At 71.5% G+C, this 23,083-nt stretch carries 21 protein-coding genes; 12 read left to right on the forward strand and 9 right to left on the reverse strand.

Going from position 1 to position 23,083, the window contains the following annotated elements:
• Nucleotides 1-58: 58 nt before the first annotated feature.
• A complete protein-coding gene (locus tag FHU30_RS15375; protein ID WP_253876329.1) occupies nt 59-214 on the reverse strand; it encodes a hypothetical protein in 156 nt (51 codons plus the stop codon).
• A gap of 144 nt (nt 215-358) precedes the next feature.
• Between FHU30_RS15375 and FHU30_RS15380 the strand changes: the two genes are divergently transcribed.
• Both FHU30_RS15380 and FHU30_RS15385 read left to right on the forward strand, forming a co-directional pair.
• Nucleotides 359-907, forward strand: a complete 549-nt coding sequence (locus FHU30_RS15380) for a GNAT family N-acetyltransferase (protein ID WP_253876330.1) — start codon at nt 359-361, stop codon at nt 905-907.
• Between the two features lie 103 nt (nt 908-1,010).
• Complete coding sequence (locus FHU30_RS15385; protein WP_253876331.1) at nt 1,011-2,741, forward strand: DUF7800 domain-containing protein; 1,731 nt, start codon at nt 1,011-1,013, stop codon at nt 2,739-2,741.
• A gap of 266 nt (nt 2,742-3,007) precedes the next feature.
• Here the strand turns inward: FHU30_RS15385 and FHU30_RS15390 are convergent, their stop codons facing one another.
• Nucleotides 3,008-3,850, reverse strand: a complete 843-nt coding sequence (locus tag FHU30_RS15390) for a hypothetical protein (protein WP_253876332.1) — start codon at nt 3,848-3,850, stop codon at nt 3,008-3,010.
• A gap of 246 nt (nt 3,851-4,096) precedes the next feature.
• On the opposite strand from FHU30_RS15390, the gene FHU30_RS15395 reads away from it, so the two are divergent.
• The 3 genes from FHU30_RS15395 (at nt 4,097) to FHU30_RS15405 (ending at nt 9,539) form a co-directional block, all read left to right on the forward strand.
• On the forward strand, nt 4,097-6,967 hold the full coding sequence (locus tag FHU30_RS15395; RefSeq protein WP_253876334.1) for a sigma-70 family RNA polymerase sigma factor: 2,871 nt from the start codon (nt 4,097-4,099) through the stop codon (nt 6,965-6,967).
• A gap of 416 nt (nt 6,968-7,383) precedes the next feature.
• Nucleotides 7,384-8,766, forward strand: a complete 1,383-nt coding sequence (locus FHU30_RS15400; protein WP_253876336.1) for an NYN domain-containing protein — start codon at nt 7,384-7,386, stop codon at nt 8,764-8,766.
• A 128-nt stretch (nt 8,767-8,894) separates the two neighbouring features.
• Nucleotides 8,895-9,539, forward strand: coding sequence for a tetratricopeptide repeat protein (locus tag FHU30_RS15405; RefSeq protein WP_253876338.1), 645 nt, complete (start codon nt 8,895-8,897; stop codon nt 9,537-9,539).
• A gap of 82 nt (nt 9,540-9,621) precedes the next feature.
• Here the strand turns inward: FHU30_RS15405 and FHU30_RS15410 are convergent, their stop codons facing one another.
• From FHU30_RS15410 to FHU30_RS15420, 3 genes are all read right to left on the reverse strand, one after another.
• Nucleotides 9,622-10,233, reverse strand: coding sequence for a hypothetical protein (locus tag FHU30_RS15410; RefSeq protein ID WP_253876340.1), 612 nt, complete (start codon nt 10,231-10,233; stop codon nt 9,622-9,624).
• Between the two features lie 266 nt (nt 10,234-10,499).
• Nucleotides 10,500-11,540, reverse strand: coding sequence for a dipeptidase (locus FHU30_RS15415; protein WP_253876342.1), 1,041 nt, complete (start codon nt 11,538-11,540; stop codon nt 10,500-10,502).
• Nucleotides 11,537-12,928 (reverse strand): amidohydrolase family protein, encoded by a 1,392-nt coding sequence (locus tag FHU30_RS15420; protein WP_253876344.1) that lies wholly within the window; start codon nt 12,926-12,928, stop codon nt 11,537-11,539. Before FHU30_RS15420 ends, FHU30_RS15415 begins: the two co-directional genes overlap by 4 nt.
• A gap of 84 nt (nt 12,929-13,012) precedes the next feature.
• Here FHU30_RS15420 and pyrE point away from each other — a divergent pair, with 84 nt between their 5' ends.
• Nucleotides 13,013-13,549 carry an orotate phosphoribosyltransferase gene (pyrE, locus tag FHU30_RS15425; RefSeq protein ID WP_253876347.1) on the forward strand — a complete coding sequence of 179 codons (537 nt, stop codon included), beginning with the start codon at nt 13,013-13,015 and terminating at the stop codon, nt 13,547-13,549.
• A 52-nt stretch (nt 13,550-13,601) separates the two neighbouring features.
• On the opposite strand, the gene FHU30_RS15430 is transcribed toward pyrE, so the two are convergent.
• Entirely contained in the window at nt 13,602-13,988 is a 387-nt protein-coding gene (locus FHU30_RS15430) for a hypothetical protein (protein ID WP_253876349.1), read from the reverse strand.
• A gap of 72 nt (nt 13,989-14,060) precedes the next feature.
• Nucleotides 14,061-15,341, reverse strand: a complete 1,281-nt coding sequence (locus tag FHU30_RS46095; protein WP_308211299.1) for a DedA family protein — start codon at nt 15,339-15,341, stop codon at nt 14,061-14,063.
• Nucleotides 15,342-15,561: 220 nt separating this feature from the next.
• Between FHU30_RS46095 and fbaA the strand changes: the two genes are divergently transcribed.
• The 6 genes from fbaA (at nt 15,562) to FHU30_RS15465 (ending at nt 20,983) form a co-directional block, all read left to right on the forward strand.
• Nucleotides 15,562-16,584, forward strand: coding sequence for a class II fructose-bisphosphate aldolase (gene fbaA, locus FHU30_RS15440; protein ID WP_253876351.1), 1,023 nt, complete (start codon nt 15,562-15,564; stop codon nt 16,582-16,584).
• A gap of 243 nt (nt 16,585-16,827) precedes the next feature.
• The gene (locus FHU30_RS15445; RefSeq protein WP_253876353.1) at nt 16,828-17,292 is read left to right on the forward strand and encodes a winged helix-turn-helix transcriptional regulator; all 465 of its coding nucleotides are present in this window, start codon (nt 16,828-16,830) and stop codon (nt 17,290-17,292) included.
• A gap of 98 nt (nt 17,293-17,390) precedes the next feature.
• Nucleotides 17,391-17,930: a GNAT family N-acetyltransferase gene (locus tag FHU30_RS15450; RefSeq protein WP_253876355.1), complete on the forward strand. Its 540-nt coding sequence runs from the start codon at nt 17,391-17,393 to the stop codon at nt 17,928-17,930.
• A gap of 99 nt (nt 17,931-18,029) precedes the next feature.
• Nucleotides 18,030-18,458, forward strand: a complete 429-nt coding sequence (locus tag FHU30_RS15455; protein WP_253876357.1) for a DUF3151 domain-containing protein — start codon at nt 18,030-18,032, stop codon at nt 18,456-18,458.
• 149 nt (nt 18,459-18,607) lie between these two features.
• Entirely contained in the window at nt 18,608-19,894 is a 1,287-nt protein-coding gene (locus FHU30_RS15460; protein ID WP_253876359.1) for an adenylosuccinate synthase, read from the forward strand.
• A 189-nt stretch (nt 19,895-20,083) separates the two neighbouring features.
• The gene (locus FHU30_RS15465; RefSeq protein WP_253876361.1) at nt 20,084-20,983 is read left to right on the forward strand and encodes a glycerophosphodiester phosphodiesterase family protein; all 900 of its coding nucleotides are present in this window, start codon (nt 20,084-20,086) and stop codon (nt 20,981-20,983) included.
• Between the two features lie 76 nt (nt 20,984-21,059).
• On the opposite strand, the gene FHU30_RS15470 is transcribed toward FHU30_RS15465, so the two are convergent.
• Together FHU30_RS15470 and corA are read right to left on the reverse strand one after the other, a co-directional pair.
• The gene (locus tag FHU30_RS15470; RefSeq protein WP_308211300.1) at nt 21,060-21,854 is read right to left on the reverse strand and encodes an SAM-dependent methyltransferase; all 795 of its coding nucleotides are present in this window, start codon (nt 21,852-21,854) and stop codon (nt 21,060-21,062) included.
• Between the two features lie 117 nt (nt 21,855-21,971).
• On the reverse strand, nt 21,972-23,081 hold the full coding sequence (corA, locus tag FHU30_RS15475; RefSeq protein WP_253876365.1) for a magnesium/cobalt transporter CorA: 1,110 nt from the start codon (nt 23,079-23,081) through the stop codon (nt 21,972-21,974).
• Nucleotides 23,082-23,083 lie beyond the last annotated feature (2 nt).

Consider the following 23,083-nt stretch of genomic DNA (forward strand, 5'->3'; position numbering starts at 1 on the left):
CGAACCACGTTCTGTGGATAACCCTCCCCGAGCCGCCGATCCGCCCAGGGTCGGCGGCTCAGCGCTGCGCGTGGCGCGCGACGGCGTGCTGGGCGATCTTCTGGACCGGGTTCGGCGGCGGAGGCAGGACGCCCGCCGCGAGGACCGTTCCCACGAGGGCCCCGATCAGGACGACGCGGCGGGGACGGTTGTCGGTGCGGCTGTGCTGGCTCATGTCATCGAATCTAGGAAGACGGCCGTCGCGGCAACATGGGACCAACACCCCAAACCCATGGTGGGGCCAGCCCCACCATGGGGAGTATCCGTACCTATGTACTCGGCCCTCTCAGGTGTGCCACTCCCTTGTAGAAAGAGTGACGTGCCTGAACTGATCCTTCCCGACACGCGCATCCGGGTGTCGTTTCTCGCCGCGATGGAGGAGTTCCGTGCGGAGGGCCGCGGCACGCCCGACGACGACACTTCGCTAGGGCGAGAGCTACGCGCCTACACCGGCCAGTGGGACGAGCCGGAGGCGTTCGAACGGTACGTCCGGTACACCCGGTCGCTGGCTTTGGAGGAGACACCTCGTCCGCCCACGCATGTGCCGGCGACGTTCTTCTGGTGGGTGGAAGGAGACGAGTACCTCGGACGGCTGTCGATCAGGCATCGCCTCACTCCGTGGTTGCTCGACGTTGGCGGACACATCGGTTACGACGTCCGCCCTACGGCACGTCGCCGCGGACACGCCACCGCCATGCTCCGAGCGGCACTTCCTCATGCGCGCGCGCTCGGCATCGACCCCGCGCTCATCACTTGTGACGCTGACAACACTGCGTCACGGCTCGTCATCGAGAGGAACGGGGGGCTTCTCGAAGACCGTCGCGGTGCCAAGCTGCGCTATTGGGTCCCCTGCCCCCAGGCGTCCTGACAGATCCCCCGTTTCCCGCCTCTCACCACGGCGTCCATAGCACGGAAGCAGAACTTGGCAAACCATGGACGAGGAAGGCTCGCATCCAGTAGAGAGGCGAGTTATGACCGCATTGGTACTGGGACCTCTCCTCCGGCACGTCGGCGAAAGCACCGCAACGGTGTGGGTGGAGACCGACCGTCCATGCAGGGTGCTCGTGCGCGCGGGGAACCTGGAAGCGGCGGCGGACACGTTCGCCGTCCACGGACATCACTTCGCCCTCGTCGAGGTCGAAGGCCTCGCACCGGGCGCGCGCGTCCCCTACCGAGTCGAGCTGGACGGCGCCCAGGTCTGGCCCGAGGAGGGCTCGGCATTCCCAGCGAGCCAACTGCGGACGCTCGATCCGTCCGGGACGCTACGTGTCTCGTTCGGCTCGTGCAGGCGCTCTCCGGACCGCGAGGGCAAGCACGGCAACGACACGCTCTCCGCCCTCGCGCACCACCTCGTGCGCCCGGACGCGACGTGGCCCGACATCCTGCTCATGGTCGGCGACCAGGTGTACGCGGACGAGCTGGACCCCGCGATGCGCGAGATCGTGCGCGCGCGACGCGGAACCCGGACGGGCGCCGCGGTGAGCATGGGCAACGAAGCGCCCGCCAACACCCTCGTTACAAGTACCGGATCTGAAAACGCTGCACTAGACGAGGCCAAGTCGGCCGCCGCGTCCACCGAGGCATGCCCTACGGATGAGATCGCGGACTTCGAGGAGTACACGCATCTGTACCGGCTCGCCTGGCGCGAGGACCCGGCCGTACGGTGGCTCCTCTCCACCGTGCCCACGCTCACCGTCTTCGACGACCACGACATCCGGGACGACTGGAACACCTCGTACGCGTGGCGGCAGCAGATGTGGGCCCTGCCCTGGTGGCGGGAGCGCATCGTCGGCGGGATCGGCTCGTACTGGGTGTACCAGCACCTCGGCAACCTCTCGCCTGAAGGACGCGCGGCGCACGAGGTGTTCACGGCGGTGCGCGCGGCGTCCGCGAACGGCGGTGACGGCGGCAAGATCCTGGACGAGTTCGCCGAGCGCGCCGACCGGCAGCCCACCACCGCGCACTGGAGCTACGCCCACGACTACGGGCGCACGCGCCTGGTCGTCGTGGACAGCCGCTGCTCCCGCCTGCTGACGCCCGAGCGGCGCGGCATGCTCGACGACGAGGAGTTCGACTGGCTGGACGGCCGTCTCCAGGGCGACGTCGACCACCTGCTCGTCGCCTCGTCCCTGCCCTACCTGCTCGCGCCCGCGATCCACCACGCCGAGTCGTGGAACGAGGCCGTCGCGGAGGGCGCGTGGGGGCCGCGCGCCGCCGGCGCCGGGGAGAAGATCCGGCAGGCCGCCGACCTGGAGCACTGGGCCGCGTTCGAGCGGTCCTTCCGCGAGGTCGCGAACGACGTCATCGCCGTCGCGCGCGGCGAGCGGGGTAGCGCGCCCGCCACAGTCGCCTTTCTCTCCGGTGACGTCCACTACTCCTACCTGGCGCGCGTCACCACGCCGGACACGGAGTCCGAGGTCGTGCAGGTCGTGTGCTCGCCGCTGCGCAACCCGCTGCCCGGCAAGTTCCAGTGGGCGAACCGCATCGCGTGCGCACGAGGCGCGGGCGTTCCGTTCCGCTGGCTCGCGCGCATGGCCCGCGTTCCACGTCCGCCTCTGCGCTGGCGCATCACGGACGGCCCCTGGTTCAGCAATGCGATCGCGACGGTCGAGCTGACCGGCCGCGACAGCCGCGTCCAGTGGCAGACGCCCAGCGCGCCGCGCGAACTGAGCCAGATCTCGACGGTCTCCGTCACCCGCTGACGTCCATGAAGCCACCGCATTCCTGACCCGTCACCCGCTGACGTCCGCCAGCCAGTGGCCTTCGCGTGACGCCGTGGCCAGCTGATGGCGGGCGCTCGCCGGGCGCCGCTTACGTGACCCGCTGGGGTGCCCGTTCCGCCCCCTCCTGCATCGGAACGGACACCCCAACAGGGCCATCGGCGCCGCGCCCCGCCCCCTCCCCGGGGCGAGCGGCGCCGATGGCGTCCTCGCCGGGACCGCGCGTCCCGGCCGTTCAGCGGCAGCGGCTAGTGGCTCACGGGCTCAGCGCGCGCCGGCGGATCGAGCAGTGTGAGCGCTCCTGCCGGCGCGTCCGGGAGGCGCTCCACCCACAGCAGGAACCGCCCGGCGAGCACGTCGGCGCCCAGCACCCGGACGATCCGGCGGTGCAGGACGGCCAGGCGGCGGGCGAGGTGCGGCGACATCGGGACGAGCACGGCGGCGCGTCCGGACCCGATCAGCGCGGGCGTCTCGCCGTTGCGGAACACCGCCCGCAGCTCGTACGCGACCACGATGGCGCGCGCCAGCCTGCGCCACGGTTCGCAGCCGTCGGCGAGGTCGAGCATGACGAGGCAGTGCGTCTCGGAAGGCCCCCGCCCGTCCGAGTCCGCCGCCGCGTACAGCTCGGTGAGCCTCGCGCGCATGTACGAGACCGTCATAAGGCCCGTGAGCGGGTCCTGGCAGGATTCGGCCGCCAGTGGCGCGAGGGCCGCGTCCGCCCAGCCCTCGACCGTCCGCCTGACGAGTTCCAATGGTGGTTCCGAACCGTCCAGGACGTCGAAGAACGCGCCCAGGTCGACCAGCGTCTCGCCCACGCCGACACCGGCCGCGCCACGCGCCTGCCCTAGCCGCGTGCACGCGTCCGCTAGGACGTCCTCGTGCGCCCGCGCGTCGAGATCCGCGCATGGCCTTGTAGCCAGGTTCGTGTTCCGGGCGGCGCTCGCCATGTCCTCTACGGCCGGGGTCCACCAGTCGTCGGGCGGCCCCCAGCCCGCGGTGGTGCTTCGCCGCCGCCACGCGACCAGCAACCCGCTCGCCGGGTCGTCGCCGGCCGCTTCCCCCGCTTCGGTCGCGCTTCGGAGTCCGGTCATCTGAACACCCGCTCACCTGCTCGTTCGTCGGTTCACTCGGCGGGCGGACTGTCCCCGTGGTGTGTCCTCCCAGACCTATGACGCGGAAGCGGTTTAGTCATGACGCGGTTTGCGGAATCATTCCCCGCGACGTTACGTGGTCAAGCCGTCACCAACAGCTTCCTATGGACGGGGCGGCCATACGGCGCTCCGTCCCCGGTCGCTCCGGCGGACGCTCTAGAACCGTTTCTTCGACTAGGAGGATCCGTGAGCGAAACCGCGTTCGAGGTGGCCCCGCCGAGCGGCGGGGCCGAGTCCAGCGACGCGGCCCTGATCTCACGGATCCGCGAGGGCGACCTGACGGCCTTCGGAGAGCTGTACGAGCGGCACGTCGCGTCCGCGCGCGGGCTGGCCCACCACCTGGTCGGCGGGGACGCGGCGGAGGACGCCGTCCAGGACGCGTTCGCGAAGATCCTGGACGTGCTGCGGCGCGGCGGCGGCCCGCAGTCGGGGTTCCGGCCCTACCTGCTGACCGCGGTCCGGCGGACCGTCTACGACCGGTACCGCGGCGAGAAGCGGCTGCAGAGCACCGACCAGATCGAGCTGTTCGACCCCGGCACGCCCTTCGTGGATCCCGCGCTGGAGGGCCTGGAACGGTCGATGATCGTGCGTGCGTTCCGGTCGCTTCCGGAACGCTGGCAGGCCGTCCTGTGGCATACGGAAGTCGAGGGCGCCAAGCCGGCGGAGGTCGCGCCGCTGCTCGGCCTTACTGCGAACGGTGTCGCGGCGCTCGCCTATCGCGCGCGCGAGGGATTGCGTCAGGCGTACCTCCAGATGCACCTCGCCACCTCGTACGCGGCGCATACGCCGTCCGGTACCGAAACCGCGGGAAGTGAGTCGGATGCAGAGGCAGCGGTCCCGCCGCCTAGGCAGAGCGACGCCGACGCAGTAGACGCGGCTTCGGCAGCAGAAGCCGAGTCGATTCATACCGAGGATGCGAGCACTTCCGACCAGTCATCTCCTGCGCGCGCGACGCCGCGGAGCGGTGTCGCGTTCACGGGCGGCGCATCCGGCTCGTCCTTCGATCCGGCTGTGATGCCTGCGGCGGCGGGCGTCGCGTTCGCCAGCACGCCTCTCCTGGTGGACGAGAAGTGCCGTCCCGTCCTGGACCTGTTGGGCGCGTATGTGCGCGGGGGTCTCGCTAAGCGCGACACACGCCGCGTTGAAGGGCACTTGCACGACTGCAAGAACTGCGAAGCGCTCTATGCCGAACTGGCCGACATCAATACCGGCCTACGCGAGGCCCTGGGCCCGCTCGTTCTCGGTGGTGCGGTCACGGCGTACCTTGCGGCGGCCAAGGGCGGGGCCGTCGGGGGCGGCCTGTGGATGTGGTTCCGGCACCTTCCCAAGAAGCAGCAGCAGGCGACGACAGCGGGCGCGGCGGCTGCCGCCGTCGCGGCGATGGCCGCGCTCGCTCTGGCGCTCGTCTCGAATAACCAGCCGCTTCCGCCCCCGCACAAGCCGTCCCTGGCCGCGCCTCCTGCGGCACCCGCTCCGGCGCCGGCGGCACCGCCCGCAAAGCCGAAACCGAAGCCGCCCGCGCCTCCCGCGCCGAAGCCCAAGCCCAAGCCCAAGCCTCCGGCCGCGAAGCCGAAGCCCAAGCCTGCGAAGCCCGCGCCCAAGCCCGCGCCCAAGAAGCCTGGGCCGAAGCCCGAGCAGCCGTTCCCCAACATGCCGCCGCCGAAGCTGAACGTCGATATCGACACGGTCGGTGCGCTCGTGCACAACCAGACCGGCATCGTCGGCATGACCGTGCACAACGTCGGCGGCCGCACGGAGGATCTGGTCGCGGATGTCGTCCTGCCACCGGACGTCTCGTACGCGGGCACGTCCGGCGGAGGCCGCAGCGCGGTCTTCAAACCGGTCGTCCCCCCGGGAGGCGGCTGGTCGTGTCGTCCCGCGCAGGTTCCTACGGCAAGGACGCGTGCGAACCCCGCGCAGCTCGCCTCCGGTAACGCGCGCGTGCAGGAGGCGAAGAACACCGCCTTCGAGCCTCCTACCAACGCCACCACGGCCGGTGTCCGCTGCACACATGCCGGCTTGCCCCAAGGCAAGGGCACATCCGCGTACCTGCGCGTCCAGGTCGGCAGTACCGCCCCGACAGGGCTCCCTCCCACGGTCACCCTGCACTCGGGCAAGCAGAAGGTCGCGGCGCACGCGCCCTGGGGCGTCGTGAAGGGCGGTCTTCCGGCCCGTTTCGCAGCGGACGGCAGCGCGCGCGTGGTGTCGGTCGGCAACTCGCTACTGAGCTGCGACGAAACGCAGCCGGGTTGCAAGCAGGCGTTGAGCAGGCAGGGCGAAGAGCAGGACAACGACTTCTGGGACATGCAGCCCGTCGATCGCGACGACGACCCGTCCACCAAGTCGTCCAGTGCGGCGCAGTTGGACCTGCCGAAGGGGTCGTCGGTCATCTGGGCAGGCATGTACTGGTCGGGGGTGACGGAAGGCGCGGCTTCGGGACCGGTCACCGCACGGTTGCGTCCGCCCAGCGGCAAGTACGAGGACGTGCGTTCGACCGACGTGCAGTGCGGGCGCCTACCTGACTTCACGACGTACCAGGCGTTCGCCGACGTGACCAACCTCGTGCGCGCGCACGGCGCAGGTCAGTGGTGGGGAGCCGATATCCCGACCATCGCCGGGCAGGCGCACTACGCCGGTTGGAGCCTGGTCGTCGCCGTGAAGGATCCGGCGGCTCCCCTACAACAGGTCATGGTTCTGGACGGTCCGCGCGCGCTCGGCTCCCAGGCAGACAGACGCATCGACATCCCGCTTAGCGGGCTGCTTCCTGCGGCGCGTCCCGCACACATCGGTGTTGTCGGCTGGGAAGGCGACGCCGGACTCATAGGCGATCGGGTCCTGCTGGACGGAAACGCGCTCACCCCGAACAGCGGGACCCGCATCGCGGACAACGCGTTCGACGGCTCGTCCATCGGCGCGATCGGTCCGCAGCTGACGTTCGGTACGGACGTCGACGATTTCACGGCCGTCCTCAAGCGCCGCTCTACGCTCTCCGTGGAGACCAAGGAGGACGCCTTGCTTCTCGGTGTGGTCACCGTAGCCGCACCGATGCGAAGCTGACGCGCCTTCGCTTTGCGCGGGGCTTGCACACGGAGCGCCGCTCGTCGGCTTTGAACCGTCTGCCGGGAGTTTCCGTAAAGATCATGGACGAAGCATTAGGGGCCGACCGGAACGGCTGGTAGCGTCCGCGCAGAGGTGCCCGTCCGAGCGGCGGGCCGCGTCGGCGAAGTGCGGGTACCGGGCGCCGAACTGCGGGTACCAGGGGCTCGCGCACGGCCGACTGTCGTGAAAGAGTGGCGAATCGCCGTATTGGCCTACCGGTCTTACGGGCTTCACTACGCTAAGAGTGCCCGGGGTCTTCGACCGGCCCACGTCCGAGCGCCAGGGAGGGCGGGCCACGATGAGAGTGACCCTCGCCGACCGCGTCGCGGAGTGGGAGCCGTATGAGGTCCCGCGTTGACGAAAGGCGGTGTCGCATGGATCGCTGTGCGCTGTTCGTAGACGCCGGCTACCTGCTGGCTGACGGCGCCATGGCGGTGCACGGCACCCGCCATCGGGAGACCGTGTCCTGGGACTTCGGCGGCCTGCTGCAGCTGCTCGGCAACCTCGCGCGCGAGCGCACCGGGCTGCCGCTGCTGCGCTGCTACTGGTACGAGGCGACCGTCGAGGGCCGCCGCGCGCCCGAGCACGAGGCGCTCGCCGACCTGCCCGGCCTCAAGCTGAGACTCGGCCGCATCCGCCCCGGCCGCCGCGAGGGCGTCGACACCGAGATCCACCGCGACCTGATGACGCTCGCCCGCAACGGCGCGCTCGCCGACGCCGTCGTGGTCAGCGGCGACGAGGACCTCGCCCAGGTCGTCGCGGACGCGCAGGACCTCGGCATCCGCGTCACCGTCGTGCACGTCGCGGTCGACGGCAACTGGACGATCTCGCGCGTGCTCCGGCAGGAGTGCGACGACCTCATCGAGATCGGCTCCGGCCACCTGCGCCCCTACGTCAACCTGCTGACCGGTGTGGACAGCGGCGCCGGATCGTCGTCGGCTTCGCCCGGCCCGCTGTCGAACGGCCATGGGAACGGGCACGGCGGTGTAGGCAGCGGGACGCTCGCGCCGCTCCAGTCCAGCACGCATAGCAGCCCGCCGCCGTCGTCCCCGATCACGAGCCAGCCTTCCCCCGCGCCCACGAGCCAGTCCGGTTCCAGCGGCCTCGGTAGTGGGATCGGGTCGGGTTCACCCAGCGTCGGTTCGGGTGCGTCGTCGCTCGGTACGGGATCGGGCAGCGGGCTCGGTTCCTCTGGGCTCGGCTCGTCCTCTTCGTCGTCCGGTATCGGATCGGGTTCGCTCGGCTCGTACGGGTCGAGCAGCTATGGGTCGTCCAGCGGGACCTCTAGCTCGCCCGCGCCGCTGCACTCCGCGCCTACGCACAGCACTGGTTCGAGCAAGGCGCCCGCATCGGCGCAACCGCCGCACTACAGCACTTCGCCTTCGCCTACACCGCCGTCTTCGACGCCTCCGTCGTCCTTGCCGTCGATGCCGTCGCAGCCTTCGCAACCGCACGGGCCTTACACCGGTCCGCAGCAGATCGCGCCGCTGCCGGTCCAGCCGCAGAGCGCGCCGTCCCTCGCCGACGCGGTGAAGGCCGCGCACCAGGAAGGCCAGGACTTCGGCGAGTCCGTCGCGCGCGACGCGCCCGCGCTGTGGCTCGAAGCCGTCCTCGCGCGCAAGCCGCGGATGCCCTCCGATCTTGAGGCGCGGCTGCTGCAGGGCTCGTCGCTGCCGATCGACTTCCTGCTGCACGACGAGGTCCGGCACGCCCTGCGCCGCGGCTTCTGGGACGCGCTGGAACGCTCGCGCCGCTGACGGATTCGACCGGATTCGTCCCATCATCCCGTCCGGCGCACCCCCGATGACCTGCGGGAAGTACAGATCCTTCGCGATCATCCGAGATTCGCCCGCTTCGGGCATGCGGTGGCGGGTAGCGTTGAACCGTGACGCATGTGACGGAAGACGATCTCGACGATCTGGAGTTCGACACGCTGCGCACGGGCGATCACATCGCGGCGGCCGAGCGGCTAGCCGAGCTGGCCGACGCCGTGTCGGGCGGGGTGTCACGCGCCAACGTGCTGCTGCGCGCGGGCGAGCAGTGGCAGCACGCCGGCGACCACGACCGCGCGGCCCAGTTCTACCGCCGCGCCGTGGAGGACGGCGGCGAGACCTACGGCGACCCGCGCGCCTACCTCGCGGACGCCCTGTTCGAGCTGGGCCGCGTCCCCGAGGCGCGCGCCCTGGTCAGCGACATCCGCACCGACGCGCCGCGCGACCCGGAGGTGTACCGCGCGGTCGCGGAGACGCTCTACGCGCACGGCGACGTCCTCGGCGCGCACGAGTGGTCGACCCGGGGCGTGGACGTGGTGCTGGCGTTCCGCGGCGCCTCTCCGGGCACACCTGGCGCGTCCGCCGCGTCCGGCATGCCCGGCGCGGACGATGCGGTCGACGCCGACGACGCGGCGCTCGCCGAGGACAGCCTGGAAGCGCTGCTCCGGCTCCGCTATCGCGCGCGCATGGACCTCGGCCGTCCCGAGGACGACTACGACGCGATGCTCGACGACCTGCTCAAGAACGCCGACTCCTGACCCGCCGACTCCCGGCCGCCGGCTCCCGAGCCTTCGGCTCTTGAGCCCCTGACCTGCGAAAACGCGCTGCGTCGCGGGTATGTCAGAGGGTGGCGATAAGTTCACTGAGGGTTTGGGCGACGGCCGCGGGCGGCTCGTGCTGGACGACCGTCCAGCCGCGGAGCGTCGCCTCGCGGACGGCTTGGCCGTGCTCGTCCGCGCCGTCCCGGGGTGGGGTCCCGGTGCGGTCGGCATGGGTGCGCAGGTAGCCGCAGGGCGCATCAGGCCAGTCAGCGGGCACGGGTGCCGCAGCCGCCGGCGGTTCGGCTTCGTGCTCGTGGGGTTGGAAAGCGTCGTCGGGTTGAGGGACCCGGACGTGTTCGTGTTCGTGGGGTTGAGGGGCTCGGACCTGACGGGGAAGGGAGGCGTCAACGAAGACGTAGGCACCGACGGAACGATGCGCGGCGCGCTGGGCGGCGGCGATGGCCGGGAGCAGCGGGCCCGCCGAGCCGTGGCCGACCAGGACGAGCGGAACCTCCGGCGCGGTGGCGGCGATGACGAGGGACGCGCGGGCGACATAGCCCATGCCGTCCAGGTCTGGGACGTCCGGGGTGATGACGTCGAACCCGTAGGACCGCAGCATCTCCGGGAGGTCGCCCCAGGAGGCGGCGTTCGCGCGCGGGGTGTGCAGCAGGACGAGGGTTCCGGGCGTCACGTGTGCGCCATCCTGATTCCGTATGGGCCGTGAGCAGGTCGGCCGCGTCTCGGAGGGCGCGGCGGCCGCCGGCAGCCCACGGTACACGTCCGCACGCTCAAGCGGGCGCTCGCGCGACTGCCCGGGCAAGGTCAGACGCTCTGCTCGGACAGACGCAAGTGCTCTGCCCGGACAGGATCAGGTGGCCTGCTCGTGCAGGGGCGGGTGGTGCGCTCGCGCACGGTCTGGTTGCTGCTCGGGCAGGGGCTAGCTGTTGCTCGGGCGGGTCAGGTGGGCCAGGTTCGGGTGGCGAAGGCGAGGAAGTTGGCGCCGAGGATCTTGGTGACGCGGTCGCCGGTCCAGCCTTCGCGTTCGAGCAGGTGGGCGAGGCGGCGGAACTGGCCGGGGCCGGTGAGGTCCGGGACGAAGGGGAGCGTGTCGGGCGCTTCGCCGGTCGCGCCGGAGCCGGTCCGGGCGCGTTCGGCGACCTCCTCGGCGAGCTGGACGCGGTAGGCGTCGAGGTCCTCGATCGCGGTGACCGAGCCGTCGGTGCCGATGCCGACGTGGTCCTCGCCGCACACGTTCACCGCGTGCTTGAGGTGCGCGACGACGTCTTCGGCGGTGGCATGCCCGGACGGGTTGAGGAACGGCATGAAGTAGATGCCGACGAACCCGCCGCGCTCGGCGACTTGGCGCAGCTCGGCGTCGGTCTTGTTGCGCGGAAGGTCGGTGAGCGCGCGGCAGCCCGTGTGGTTGATCGACACCGGACGGGTGGAGTGCGCGATCGCGTCCAGGCAGGTGCGCTCGCCGCTGTGCGAGAGGTCGACCATGAGCCGCTGCTCGTTCAGCGCGTCGATGATGTCGCGGCCGAACGGGGTGAGGCCGCCGTCGGACGGGTCCATGCAGCCCGAGCCGAGCTGGTTCGCCGGGTTGTAGGTGAGCTGGACGACGCGTATCCCCAGCTTGGCGAGGGTGGCGACGCGGGCGGGGTCGGCGCCGGTCTGCACCGCGTTCTGCAGGCCGTAGATCACGCCGACGCGGCCCTCGCTGTCGGCGCGCCGGAGGTCGTCCGCGGTCAGGACTTTCAGCAGACTCTCAGGGTGCGCGGCGACCAGGTCGTCCCAGAAGGCGATCTCGTCGAGGGTGTGCTCGTAGGGCGGGAAGTCGCCCATGACGTACCCGAGCGTGACGTTCACCGCGGTCAGGCCGGACGCGCGGGCGTCGGCGAAGGCCCGCTCGCCGAACACCAGGTCCCGGCTGGTGGCGGACGGCCCGCCGGTCACCCCGGAGTTGGGGTCGTCCAGGCCGCCGAGGGCATTGATGATCATTCGGAGTCCTTCCGGAGGGGGTGGGCGCGGCCCCGCTTGACGACCAGGACGAGTTTCCCCAGGTTGTGGATATCTCGGAGCGGGTCGTCCGCGACGACCAGGAGGTTGGCGAGCTTGCCCGGTTCGACGGTTCCCATGTCGCGTTCGGCATCCAGGGCACGCGCGCCCACGAGCGTCGCTGACCGGATCGCTTCCAGAGGCGTGAATCCGCAGCGTTCTACTAGGAAGGCGATCTCGTCCAGCACCGCCGGGTACTCCAGGTCGGCGTCGCTGTCGGTGCCTGTCGAAACCTCGACTCCGGCGCGATGGGCTTGTGCCGTTAGGGCGGCGGCCAGTTCGCCTGGGGGCGAGTCCCTTTCCCACATGCTTCCGGTCGCGTCCAGGATGGTTCCTCGTGCGCGCATGTCTGCGAACAGCGCTGTGATGGCCGGATGCGCGCCGTCGAGGAAGCGGCCATGGTCGATGTCGGGCTTGTCGGCATAGGTGGTGAGCGGGCGGGACGGCTCCTGGAAGGCCAGCATCGTGACGTGCGAGATGGTGTCCACGCCCGCGCGGACGACCTCGGCCGGCGTCGCCGGGAAGACCGCCGCGTGCGCCCAGACCCGCAGGCCCTGGCGATGCGCCTCAGCGGTCAGGGCGGCGACCGTCGCGCCCGGCAGGTCGGCGTAGATCTTGATCGCGGTCGCGTGCGTGCCGCGCGCCATCGCCACCGCGAGCCGCAGGTCCGTGCCGGGCTCGATCGCCTGCATCCACGGCACCGCGCCGGGTGTTTCGCCCTGGCTGACCTGCCACGTCCTCGGATCCTCGAAGAAGGACGGCCCGGCCGCCAGCGCCGCGTAACGCAGGTCCGGGGCGGCGATCTCGCCGACCCGGGAGGCGCGCGCGAGGTCGGCGATCTGGCGCAGGTCGTCCGCCATGATCCGGACCGCGGTGACCCCGCCGAGCAGGTCGCGGCGCAGCGCCGCCTCGGCCCGCGGACGGTCCGGCGGCGTGGCGAGGTGCTGGTGCGTGTCGATCAGCCCCGGCAGGACGAACCGTCCACCAAGATCCACAACCCGCACCCCACCCGCCGACGCCGAGACGTCCGCCAGCGCACCCATGCCGCCCGACGGCTCCCGCGCACCCATGCCGCCCGACGGCTCCGATGCACGCATGTCGCCAATCGGCTCCCGTGCACGCATGTCGCCAGTCGGCTCCGGCGCGTCCGGACCGGGGGCGGACGTGTCCGGTGCGACTTCGGTGATGCGGTCGCCGGTGACCACGACGCTCATGCCCGGACGCGGCGGAGCGCCCGTGCCGTCCACGAGGACGCAGTTGCGGTAGACGACGGTCGCGCCGGGGGCGGGCGGGGCGTGCGGCGTCGGCGCGCCGGGCGGGGTGAAACTCACCTCACCATCATGGACCGCAGGTCAAGGGCGTGATCGCGGCCCCGTCGCCCGGTCCGGTCCGGCCGGGGCAATAGGGTGCTCAGCGTGAGCGATCGTGATGACCTGCTGGAAGAGATCAAGGCCAAGGCCGTCGTGCACGGCGACTTCGTGCTGTCGTCGGGACGCCGCGCGTCCTGGTACGTGGACCTGCGCCGGGTCACCCTGGACGGCGCGGTCGCGCCGCTGGTCGGCCGGGTGATGCTGGACGCCACGTCCGACCTGGACTACGACGCCGTCGGCGGCCTCACCCTCGGCGCCGACCCGGTCGCGACCGCGATGCTGCACGCCGCCGCCGCGCGCGGGCGCAAGCTGGACGCCTTCGTCGTCCGCAAGGCCGACAAGCAGCACGGTCTCCAGCGCCGCATCGAGGGCCCGGACGTCGCGGGCCGCCGCGTCCTCGCCGTCGAGGACACCTCCACCACCGGCGGCTCGGTGATGACCGCGGTCGAGGCGCTGCGCGCCGCGGGCGCCGAGGTCGTCGCCGTCGCCACGATCCTGGAGCGCGGCGCGGCCGGCCGGATCGCCGAAGAGGGCCTGGAGTACCGGCACCCCTACGAGGTCGCCGACCTCGGCCTCGACTGATCCGGCTCTAAGCGCGGTCGACGGGCGTACCGGAATGCGCCGGTACGCCTGGTCAGCATTTGTTGACGAACCAGGTGCCGCGCTGGCCGGTCTGCTTCTGCGGCTGCGTCTTGCCGCAGATGATGACCTGGACGGCCCCGCCGTCCGAGGCGACCACGTTCAGCGGCGCGTCGTCGTACTTGCGGCCTTCGCCGGGATTCAGCACGCCCTGCTGCAGGACCTCGTTGGAGCCCGCGACCGTCACCACCACGTTCGTCGCGGCCCCGACCACCTTGATCACCAGGGGCGTCGCGGCGGTCGCCTTGGCCGAGCCCTGGTGCGTCGCCCCTCCGGACGCCGTCGCGCCGGCGGACGGCCGGCCCTGCTTGCCGTCGTCGCCCGACTTCAGCGCGTTGACCAGCGCCATGCCGCCGACGACGAGCAGCGCCACGACGGCCACCACTGCCAGCGTCGCCAGGAGAATGCGCGCGAGACCACGAGGGTCCGACCGATGACGTCCCACATGCGGAGGTTAGCGATAACTGTCACCGCTGAGCGACGGACGTGACTGTTCAGGGCCATTCTTGTTCGGACCGTTGCCGGACCCGCCGCGGTGCTTACCCTTCTGAGGCCTGGTTCCGGCCGGACGACCAGCCGGAGCTCCGGATCCGTGACCGCCTCCGTACCCACCGGAGTCGCCGCCGCCGTTACCTCCGCCGGCCTGGCCGCCCCCATAACCACCGGAAGGCCCGCCGCCGTAACCGCCCTGACCGCCAGCGCCGTACCCGCCGCCCTGACCAGCGCCGTACCCGCCGCCCTGACCAGCGCCGTACCCGCCGCCTTGGCCACCGCCATACCCGGCACCCTGACCGCCGCCGCCGTGCCCAGCACCTTGGCCGCCGCCGTAACCAGCCCCCTGGCCGCCGCCATAGCCGCCACCTTGGCCACCGCCACCGCCGTAGCCCCCGGACGGCCCGCCCCCGTAACCGCCGCCGCCCTGGCCTCCGCCATAGCCACCGCCCGGGCCTCCGCCATAGCCGCCCTGACCGCCGCCGCCGTGGCCGCCGTCCTGCGGGCCGCCGCCGCCGAAACCGCCCTGCCCGCCGCCGTAACCGCCCTGGCCACCGTCGTAGCCGTACCCCTGGCCGGGCCCGCCCTCGGCGCCGCCGCCGTCCCCGGCCTTCTTGCCCCGGCCCTTCAGGACCTCGCGCGCGACCGGGATCATCGACGCCACCACGGCGATCGCGACGACCGGGAGCACGTACTTGTCGATGCCCTTGACCCGCGACCCCAGGTAGTGCCCGGCGAGGATGATCGACTCGGTCCAGAGCACCGCGCCGACCACGTTCCACAGGAAGAACGTGCGGGCGGGCATCTCCAGCGTCCCGGCGAGCGGGTTCAGGAACGTCCGGACGACCGGGATGAACCGGGCCAGCACGACCGCGCGCGCCGGGCCGAACTTGTTGAAGTAGTACTCGGCCTTCTCGACGTGCTCGGGCCGGATGAGCCGCGAGTTCGGCCGGTCGAACAGCCGCCGCCCGTAGCGGGCGCCGAGCCAGTGGCCCATCTGCGCGCCCGCGACGGCGCACACCGGCGCGCCGATCATGAGCAGCGGCAGCGGCATCCTGGTGATGCCCGCACTGTGCGCGGCGGTCGCCGTGCTGAAGAGCCCCGCCGCGAACAGCAGCGTGTCGCCCGGCAGGAAGAATCCCACCAGTAGGCCCGTCTCGGCGAAGATGACGGCGAAGATCCCGAACACGCCGAACGTGGAGATCAGTGAGTTGGGATCGAGAGGGTTCAGGGCGAGGTACACGTCCGCGAGCCTACCCGGACACCCCTGTACGGCCGGTGTAAAGCGGAACGCCGATCCCTGCCGGTTTGCCCTCGGACACCCCGGTCCGGACCCGGGCGTGGCCCGCTCCGCGGAATTCGAGATACTGGCCGCATGGCGCCCACCCCCGCGGGTCGGGCCAGGACCGAACACACGACAGCACATGGTGCCGCCGGGATCCGGCCGGAAAGGACGCTGAACCATGCCCATCGCCAGCCCCGAGGTCTACGCGGAGATGCTCGACCGCGCCAAGCGCGACGGCTTCGCCTACCCCGCGATCAACGTGACGTCCAGCCAGACGCTGAACGCCGCGCTGCGCGGCTTCGCGGAGGCGGAGAGCGACGGGATCGTGCAGGTCTCGACCGGCGGCGCGGACTACCTGTCCGGCTCGACCGTGAAGGACATGGTGACCGGCGCGACCGCGCTCGCCGAGTACGCGCGCGTGGTGGCCGCCAAGTACCCCGTCAACATCGCGCTGCACACCGACCACTGCCCGAAGGACAAGCTGGACGGCTTCATGCGCCCGCTCGTCAAGATCTCGCAGGAGCGGGTCGCGCGCGGCGAGGAGCCGCTGTTCCAGTCGCACATGTGGGACGGCTCGGCCGTGCCGCTGCAGGAGAACCTGGAGATCGCCCAGGACCTGCTGGAGCAGTGCCGCCAGGCCCGCGTGATCATGGAGATGGAGATCGGCGTGGTCGGCGGCGAGGAGGACGGCGTCTCGCACGAGATCAACGAGAAGCTGTACACCACGACCGGCGACGCCATCGCCACCGCCGAGGCCGTCGGCCTGGGCGAGCAGGGCCGCTACATGCTGGCCGCGACGTTCGGCAACGTGCACGGCGTCTACAAGCCGGGCTCGGTCAAGCTGCGTCCGGAGGTCCTCAAGGACATCCAGGACGCGGTGGGCAGCAAGTTCGGCAAGGAGCGCCCGTTCGACCTGGTCTTCCACGGCGGCTCGGGCTCGACGCTGGAGGAGATCCGCGAGGCGGTGTCCTACGGCGTGGTGAAGATGAACATCGACACCGACACCCAGTACGCGTTCACGCGTCCGGTCGCGGGGCACATGTTCGCGCACTACGACGGCGTCCTGAAGATCGACGGCGAGGTCGGCAACAAGAAGCAGTACGACCCGCGCTCGTGGGGCAAGGCGGCCGAGGAGGGCATGGCCGCCCGCATCGCCCACGCCTGCGAGAACCTGCTCTCCGCCGGCAAGAAGATCAAGTAGCACCCGCACCCCCGGGGTCCGGCCGCCACTCGCGCGCGCCGGACCCCGCCTGCTTTTGCGGGACGCCCGCTCCGCGAGGGCGGCCACCTCGCCCGGGCCGCTACCTTGCCCCGGCCGCTACCTTGCCCGGGCGGTCACCTTGCCCGGGCGCCCGCCCTTGCGGGGGCGTCCGCTTCGCAGGGCGTCCGGATGTGGCGGGTTTGCGGCGTTCGAGGGCGGGTGTCCGCGGATAGGCTCGGGTGCGTGGCTCTCCCCCGCACGTACGAGGACCAGAACTGCTCGATCGCTCGCGCTCTGGAGATCGTCGGCGACCGGTGGACGCTGCTGGTGATCCGCAGCGCGTTCGAGGGCGTGCGCCGCTTCGACGACTTCCAGGACGCGCTGGGCGTGGCGCGCAACGTCCTCACCGATCGGCTGACCAGGCTGTGCGACGAGGGGCTGCTCCGGCGCGTCCGGTACCAGGACCGGCCCGAGCGGTTCGAGTACCGGCTGACCCGCAAGGGCGTCGAGCTGTGGCCCGCGATGATGACGCTGCTGCTGTGGGGCGACCGCCACTACGCGCCGGACGGTCCGCCGGCGCTGGTCCTGCACAAGGGCTGCGGTGGCGCGCTCACCACCCGCATGACCTGCGCGGACTGCGGCAAGGCGCTGGAACCGACGGACGTCGATACCCGCCCGGGCCCCGGAGCGGTCACCCCGCCCGACTGACCCGCGCAACCGTTCCGGACGGACGATCCGGACGACCGATTTCCGCGCCCCGAAGATAGGGGTTGCTTCACGCAACTCTTTGCTGTCCAATGAGTTGCGTGAAGCTACTCAGTGACGAGTACCTCGCGGACGTCCGGATCCGACCGTTCGGGTACGGCGACGAGGCCCGCCTGCGGCGCATGTCGGCCGCGCTGTCCAGGGTCAGCCTCTACACGCGCTTCTTCAGCGGGACGCCCCGCGTCCCCGAGCCCTATGTGGCCACGCTCGGACGGCTCGACCACTGGGACCGGGACGCCCTGGTCGCCCTCGACGACGACGTGATGATCGGCCTCGCCGAGTACGCGCGCGTCCCCTGCCATCCGGAGCGGGCCGAGATCGCCGTGCTGATCGCGGACGCCTGGCAGCGGCGCGGTCTCGGCCGCCTGCTGACGCGCATGCTGCTGCCGCTGGCCGCCCGGCGCGGGGTGACCGAGTTCCACGCCGACGTCTATGCCGGTAATGCGGGGGCGCTGGCGCTGATCCAGCACACCTGGCCGTCCGCCCGGTCCGCCCGCAGCGGCGAGACCGCGACCTTCCACCTCCCCGCGCCCACCGCGAACGCGCCCAGCGACGGACCCGCCCTCGCCGGCAGCCGCTAGACCGACGCACGCCTCACAGGTCGGCGCGGGGGTTCAGGTGCAGGTGGAGTCGACGGGAAGGTGACCCGGGTTGGTCGGGTGCGGGCGTTCCCACCTACGATGACCGGCATGACCCAGAACCTGCTCGGCGGGCCGCCACCGACCGAACTGCCGGACCACCCCGAGGCCCGCGAGGCCCTGGAGAACGGTGTCGACCCGTTCGAGGTGGCCGCGCGCCACCCCGAGTACCCGGGCGCGTGGGCCGAGCTGGCCGACCGCGCGTTCGCGCGCGGCGGGGTGATCGACTCGTACGCGTTCGCGCGCACGGGCTACCACCGCGGCCTCGACCAGCTGCGCCGGGCGGGCTGGAAGGGCCAGGGCCCGGTGCCCTGGGAGCACGAGCCGAACCGCGGCTTCCTGCGCTCGCTGCACGCGCTCGGCCGGGCGGCCGCCGCGATCGGCGAGGACGCCGAGGCCGAGCGCTGCCGAACCTTCCTTCGGGACAGCAGCCCGACGGCGGCCGAGGTGCTGGCGGAGAACGGAAAGTAAATCCCGGTTGACCCGGTCCCACCAGGCATTTCGGCCACCTGCGCCACGACGTGCGGTTTCTTCGAGTCCCGGCTACGGGTACGATTTGATCGCAAGAGGCCCCTTCGCACTTGCGATCAGGGGCCTTCGTCGTGGGAAGGATAAGTGGCATGCCGGCCATCGTTCTTGTCGGAGCCCAGTGGGGAGATGAGGGCAAGGGCAAGGCCACCGACCTGCTGGGCGGCGACGTCGACTACGTCGTGCGCTACCAGGGTGGCAACAACGCCGGCCACACCGTGGTCATCGGCGACAAGAGCTACGCCCTGCACCTGCTCCCGTCCGGAATCCTGTCGGACGACGTGGTGCCCGTCATCGGCAACGGCGTGGTGATCGACCCGGCCGTGCTGATCCAGGAGATCGACGGGCTGGCGGACCGCGGCATCTCCGCGGACCGGCTGCTGATCTCGGCGAACGCGCACCTGATCATGCCCCACCACCGTGCCCTCGACAAGGTCACCGAGCGCTACCTCGGCAAGGCCCGGATCGGCACCACCGGCCGCGGCATCGGCCCCGCGTACGCCGACAAGATCAACCGGATGGGCATCCGGGTGCAGGACCTGTTCGACCCGAACATCCTCACCCAGAAGCTGGACCTCTCGCTCCGCGAGAAGAACCAGGTCCTGACCAAGGTCTACAACCGGCGGCGGATCGAGACCGGCCCGATCGTCCAGGAGTACCTGGCCTACGGCGAGCGGCTGCGGCCGTACGTCGCCGACACCACGCTGGTGCTGAACCGGGCACTGGACGAGGGCAAGGTCGTGCTGCTGGAGGGCGCCCAGGGCACGCTCCTCGACATCGACCACGGCACCTACCCGTTCGTCACCTCGTCCAGCCCGACGGCGGGCGGGGCGTGCGCGGGCTCCGGGGTCGGCCCCACGAAGATCACCCGGGTGATCGGCATCCTCAAGGCCTACACCACCCGCGTCGGCTCGGGACCGTTCCCGACCGAGCTGCTGGACGAGTGGGGCGAGTACCTGCGCACCACCGGCGGCGAGTACGGCGTGACCACCGGCCGCGACCGCCGCTGCGGCTGGTTCGACGCGGTCATCGCGCGCTACGCGACCCGGGTGAACGGCATCACCGACTACTTCCTGACCAAGCTGGACGTGCTGTCCGGCCTAGAGCGGGTGCCGGTCTGCGTCGCCTACGAGATCGACGGCGAGCGGGTGGAGGAGCTGCCCGCGAACCAGACCGACTTCCACCACGCCAAGCCGGTGCTGGAGTACTTCGACGGCTGGAAGGAGGACATCTCCGGCGCGAAGTCCTTCGACGACCTGCCAGAGAACGCCCAGGCGTACGTCCGGGCGCTGGAGCGGATGTCCGGGGCGCAGATCTCCGCGATCGGCGTCGGCCCGGGCCGCGACCAGACCCTCCAGCTCCGCTCCCTGGTCTCCTGACCGGGACGGCGATCGGAACGGCGCGCCCGGAGGGGTGTCCTTAACCCCCTTCCGGGCGCTGCCGGACGTCCGGCCCCGTCCCGAAACGATCTTGGTGTCCGACTCCGCTCACTGGTGGTACGAAGCCGTTCAGCGGCATCTCACCGATCGGCCATCGCGCGCTAGGGCGCGCCCGGTAGCGTTTCGGACGTGACGTATTTCGGGGGGACCGTGGAGATCCACGGTCATCGGGGCGCCCGCGGGCTGCGCCCGGAGAACACGCTGCCGGGGTTCGCGCACGCGCTGGAGCTCGGCGTCCACGCCGTCGAGTTCGACGTCGGCCTGACCGCGGACGGCGCCGTCGTCTGCAACCACGACCAGGTGCTCTCGCCGGCCAACCTGGCCGACACCGCCCCGGCCACGCCGGGCGACGCGCTGTTCCCCTACGTCGGGCGCGCCCTGCGCGACCTTACGTTCGACCAGGTCAGGACGGTCGACGCGGGGGCCCGGACGCCGGCCGCGTTCGCCGCGACGCAGCGTCCGGTGCCGGGCACGCCGCTGCCGACGCTGGCCGAGGCGTGCACGCTGTTCGGCTCGGTCCGCGACGTCGGGCTCGCGGTCGAGCTGAAGACCGACCCCGGCTGGACGGCCCGGGCGGTCGACCGGTTCACCGCCGCCGTCGGCGAGGTGCTCGCCGCGCACGGCCTGCTGTCCCGGTCCCGGCTGCTGGCGTTCGACTGGCGGGTGCTGGGCGCCGCCGCCCGGCACGTCCCGGGCGCGGGACGGGTCGCGCTGGTCGAGCGGAAGACGCTGGTCCCGGGCACGGAGTGGCTCGCGGGCCTGCCCCCGGAGGACCCGGTCGGCGTCGCCCTCGCGGCGGGCGCGACCGTGCTGTCCCCGGAGCACGACCTCGTCACGTCCGCGCTGGTAGAGGACGCCCAGGCGCTCGGCCTCCCGGTCACCACCTGGACGGTGAACGACCCGATCGACATGGGCCGCCTCATCGACCTCGGCGTGGACGCGATCGTCACCGACCACCCGGACCGCCTCCGCGCCGTCCTGCGCGCACGAGGCTTCCCCCTACCCGCCCCGTCCCTGCACCCGGCTTAAGGTCGCGGGTTCAGGGGGGGCGGCTGCCTCACGCGGCTCAGAGTGCGACTCCTGCCCCGTCCCTGCAGAGTGCGGGTCAGGGGCGGCGGCCTACTCCGGCCAGGAGGCGGATGGCGCGGTCGGGGCGCTGCTCGGCGCTCGGCTCGGGCCAGTCGAAGACGTCCACCAGGCCCGGGGCGAGCAGGTCGAAGCCGGTGAAGAAGTCGGCGATCTGTTGCGGGGAGCGCAGGCCGCCGGAGCCGGTGCCCGAGCCCTTGTAGGCGTCGACGAGTCGGCTGGTGTCGTGGTCCTCGTTGCCGGTCGCCACGGTCATCGCCAGGTGGCTGCCGGAGACCATGCGTCCGGTGAACGCGCCGATGATCCCGGCGGGGTCGTCCGCATCGTCGATGAAGTGCAGGACCGAGATCAGCAGCAGCGCGACGGGCTCGGACCAGTCGATCAGCTCCCGGACCTCCGGCGCGTCCAGGACGTCCGAAGGGCGCCGGATGTCGGCGTCCACGACGGCGGTGGCGGCGTCGGGCAGCAGCGCCCGCGCGTGCGCGCAGGCCACCGGGTCGATGTCGACGTACACCACGCGCGTGTCAGGACGTATCGGACGAGCGACCTCGTGCACGTGCCCCTGCGTCGGCAGCCCCGCGCCCAGGTCGATGAACTGGCGGACTCCTGCCTCGGCCGCCGCCCGCACGGCCGCGCCGAGGAACGCGCGGTTGGCCCGCGCGACCTCCCGCACGTCCGGAAAGCCCTGGATCACCTGCTCGGCGCGTTCGCGGTCCACCTTGAAGTGGTCCTTGCCGCCGAGGAAGTAGTCGTACATGCGCGCCGCTGACGGCACGCTCAGATCGACCCCCGGAGGAACCCAGTCGCCGCCCACAACCGCCCGCCTTCCCGCCGCCTCAGAAGATCCTAAACCGGCCGTCCGCTCCGTCCGGGCGCCTTGGCGCAAGCGGAACGCCCGAAACGTCGGCCGAGGGGCGGTTCGGCGGGGTGGTCAGAGCCAGCCGTTGCGGCGGAAGCCGCGGTAGAGGCCGAGGCAGATGCCGCCGATCAGACTCATGATCAGGAAGTAGCCGTAGCGCCACTGGAGCTCCGGCATGAACTTGAAGTTCATCCCGTAGATCCCGGCGATGGCGGTCGGGACCATGAAGATCGCACCCCAGGCCGAGATCTTCCGCATGTCCTGGTTGTCGGCGACGGTCACCTGGGTCATGTGCGCCTGGAGGATCGGGTTGAGCAGCTCGTCGAAGGACTCGACCTGCTCGCGGACGCGGGTCAGGTGGTCCTCCACGTCGCGCAGGTACTCCTTGATCTCGGTCGGCACGAACCGCCGCCCGGACAGGCTGCGGACGGGCCCGGCGAGCGGTCCGACGGCGCGCTTGAGCTGGATCACCTCGCGCTTGAGCCGGTAGATGCGCCGCGACTCGTCGGTGCGCTCGGGCGAGAACACGGCCTCCTCGACCTCGTCCACGTCCTCCTGGATGGCGTCGGCGACGGCGGTGTAGCCGTCCACGACGTGGTCGGTGACCGCGTGCACGACGGCCGCGGGGCCCTGGCGGAGGCGCTCGGCGTTGCCCTCCAGCCGGCGGCGCACCGGGCCCAGCCCGCCGTGCTCGCCGTGCCGGACGGTCACCACGAAGTCCGTCCCGACGAAGACCATGATCTCGCCGGTCTCGACGACCTCGCCGTCCTCGGGGTCGCGCTCGACGTACCCGACGGTCTTCATCACCAGGAAGTGGACGTCGTCGTACCGTTCCAGCTTGGGCCGCTGGTGGGCGTGGATCGCGTCCTCGACGGCGAGCGGGTGCAGGCCGAAGACCTCGGCGATCTCCTGGAGCTCGGCGGCCGACGGCTCGTGCAGGCCGACCCAGACGAACCCGGCGCTCTCCTCGCCCGGCTCGGCGGGCTCAAGACGCCCGTCCCGGACGAGGCGTACCGCGTCACCTACCGAATCGGTACATACGCGGTGCCCGTCGATGTAGGCGGCCCAGTCGATGACCGCGCTGTCCCGGACGCAGGACGGGCCGGCGGACGTCTGCATGCGCCCGCGCTGCTTGAACAGGGACATCGTCGCGCGCGCTGGGCGGACCCGAGTCATGGCCATGA

The organism is Actinomadura rupiterrae, from assembly GCF_024172125.1.
Taxonomy (GTDB): domain Bacteria; phylum Actinomycetota; class Actinomycetes; order Streptosporangiales; family Streptosporangiaceae; genus Spirillospora; species Spirillospora rupiterrae.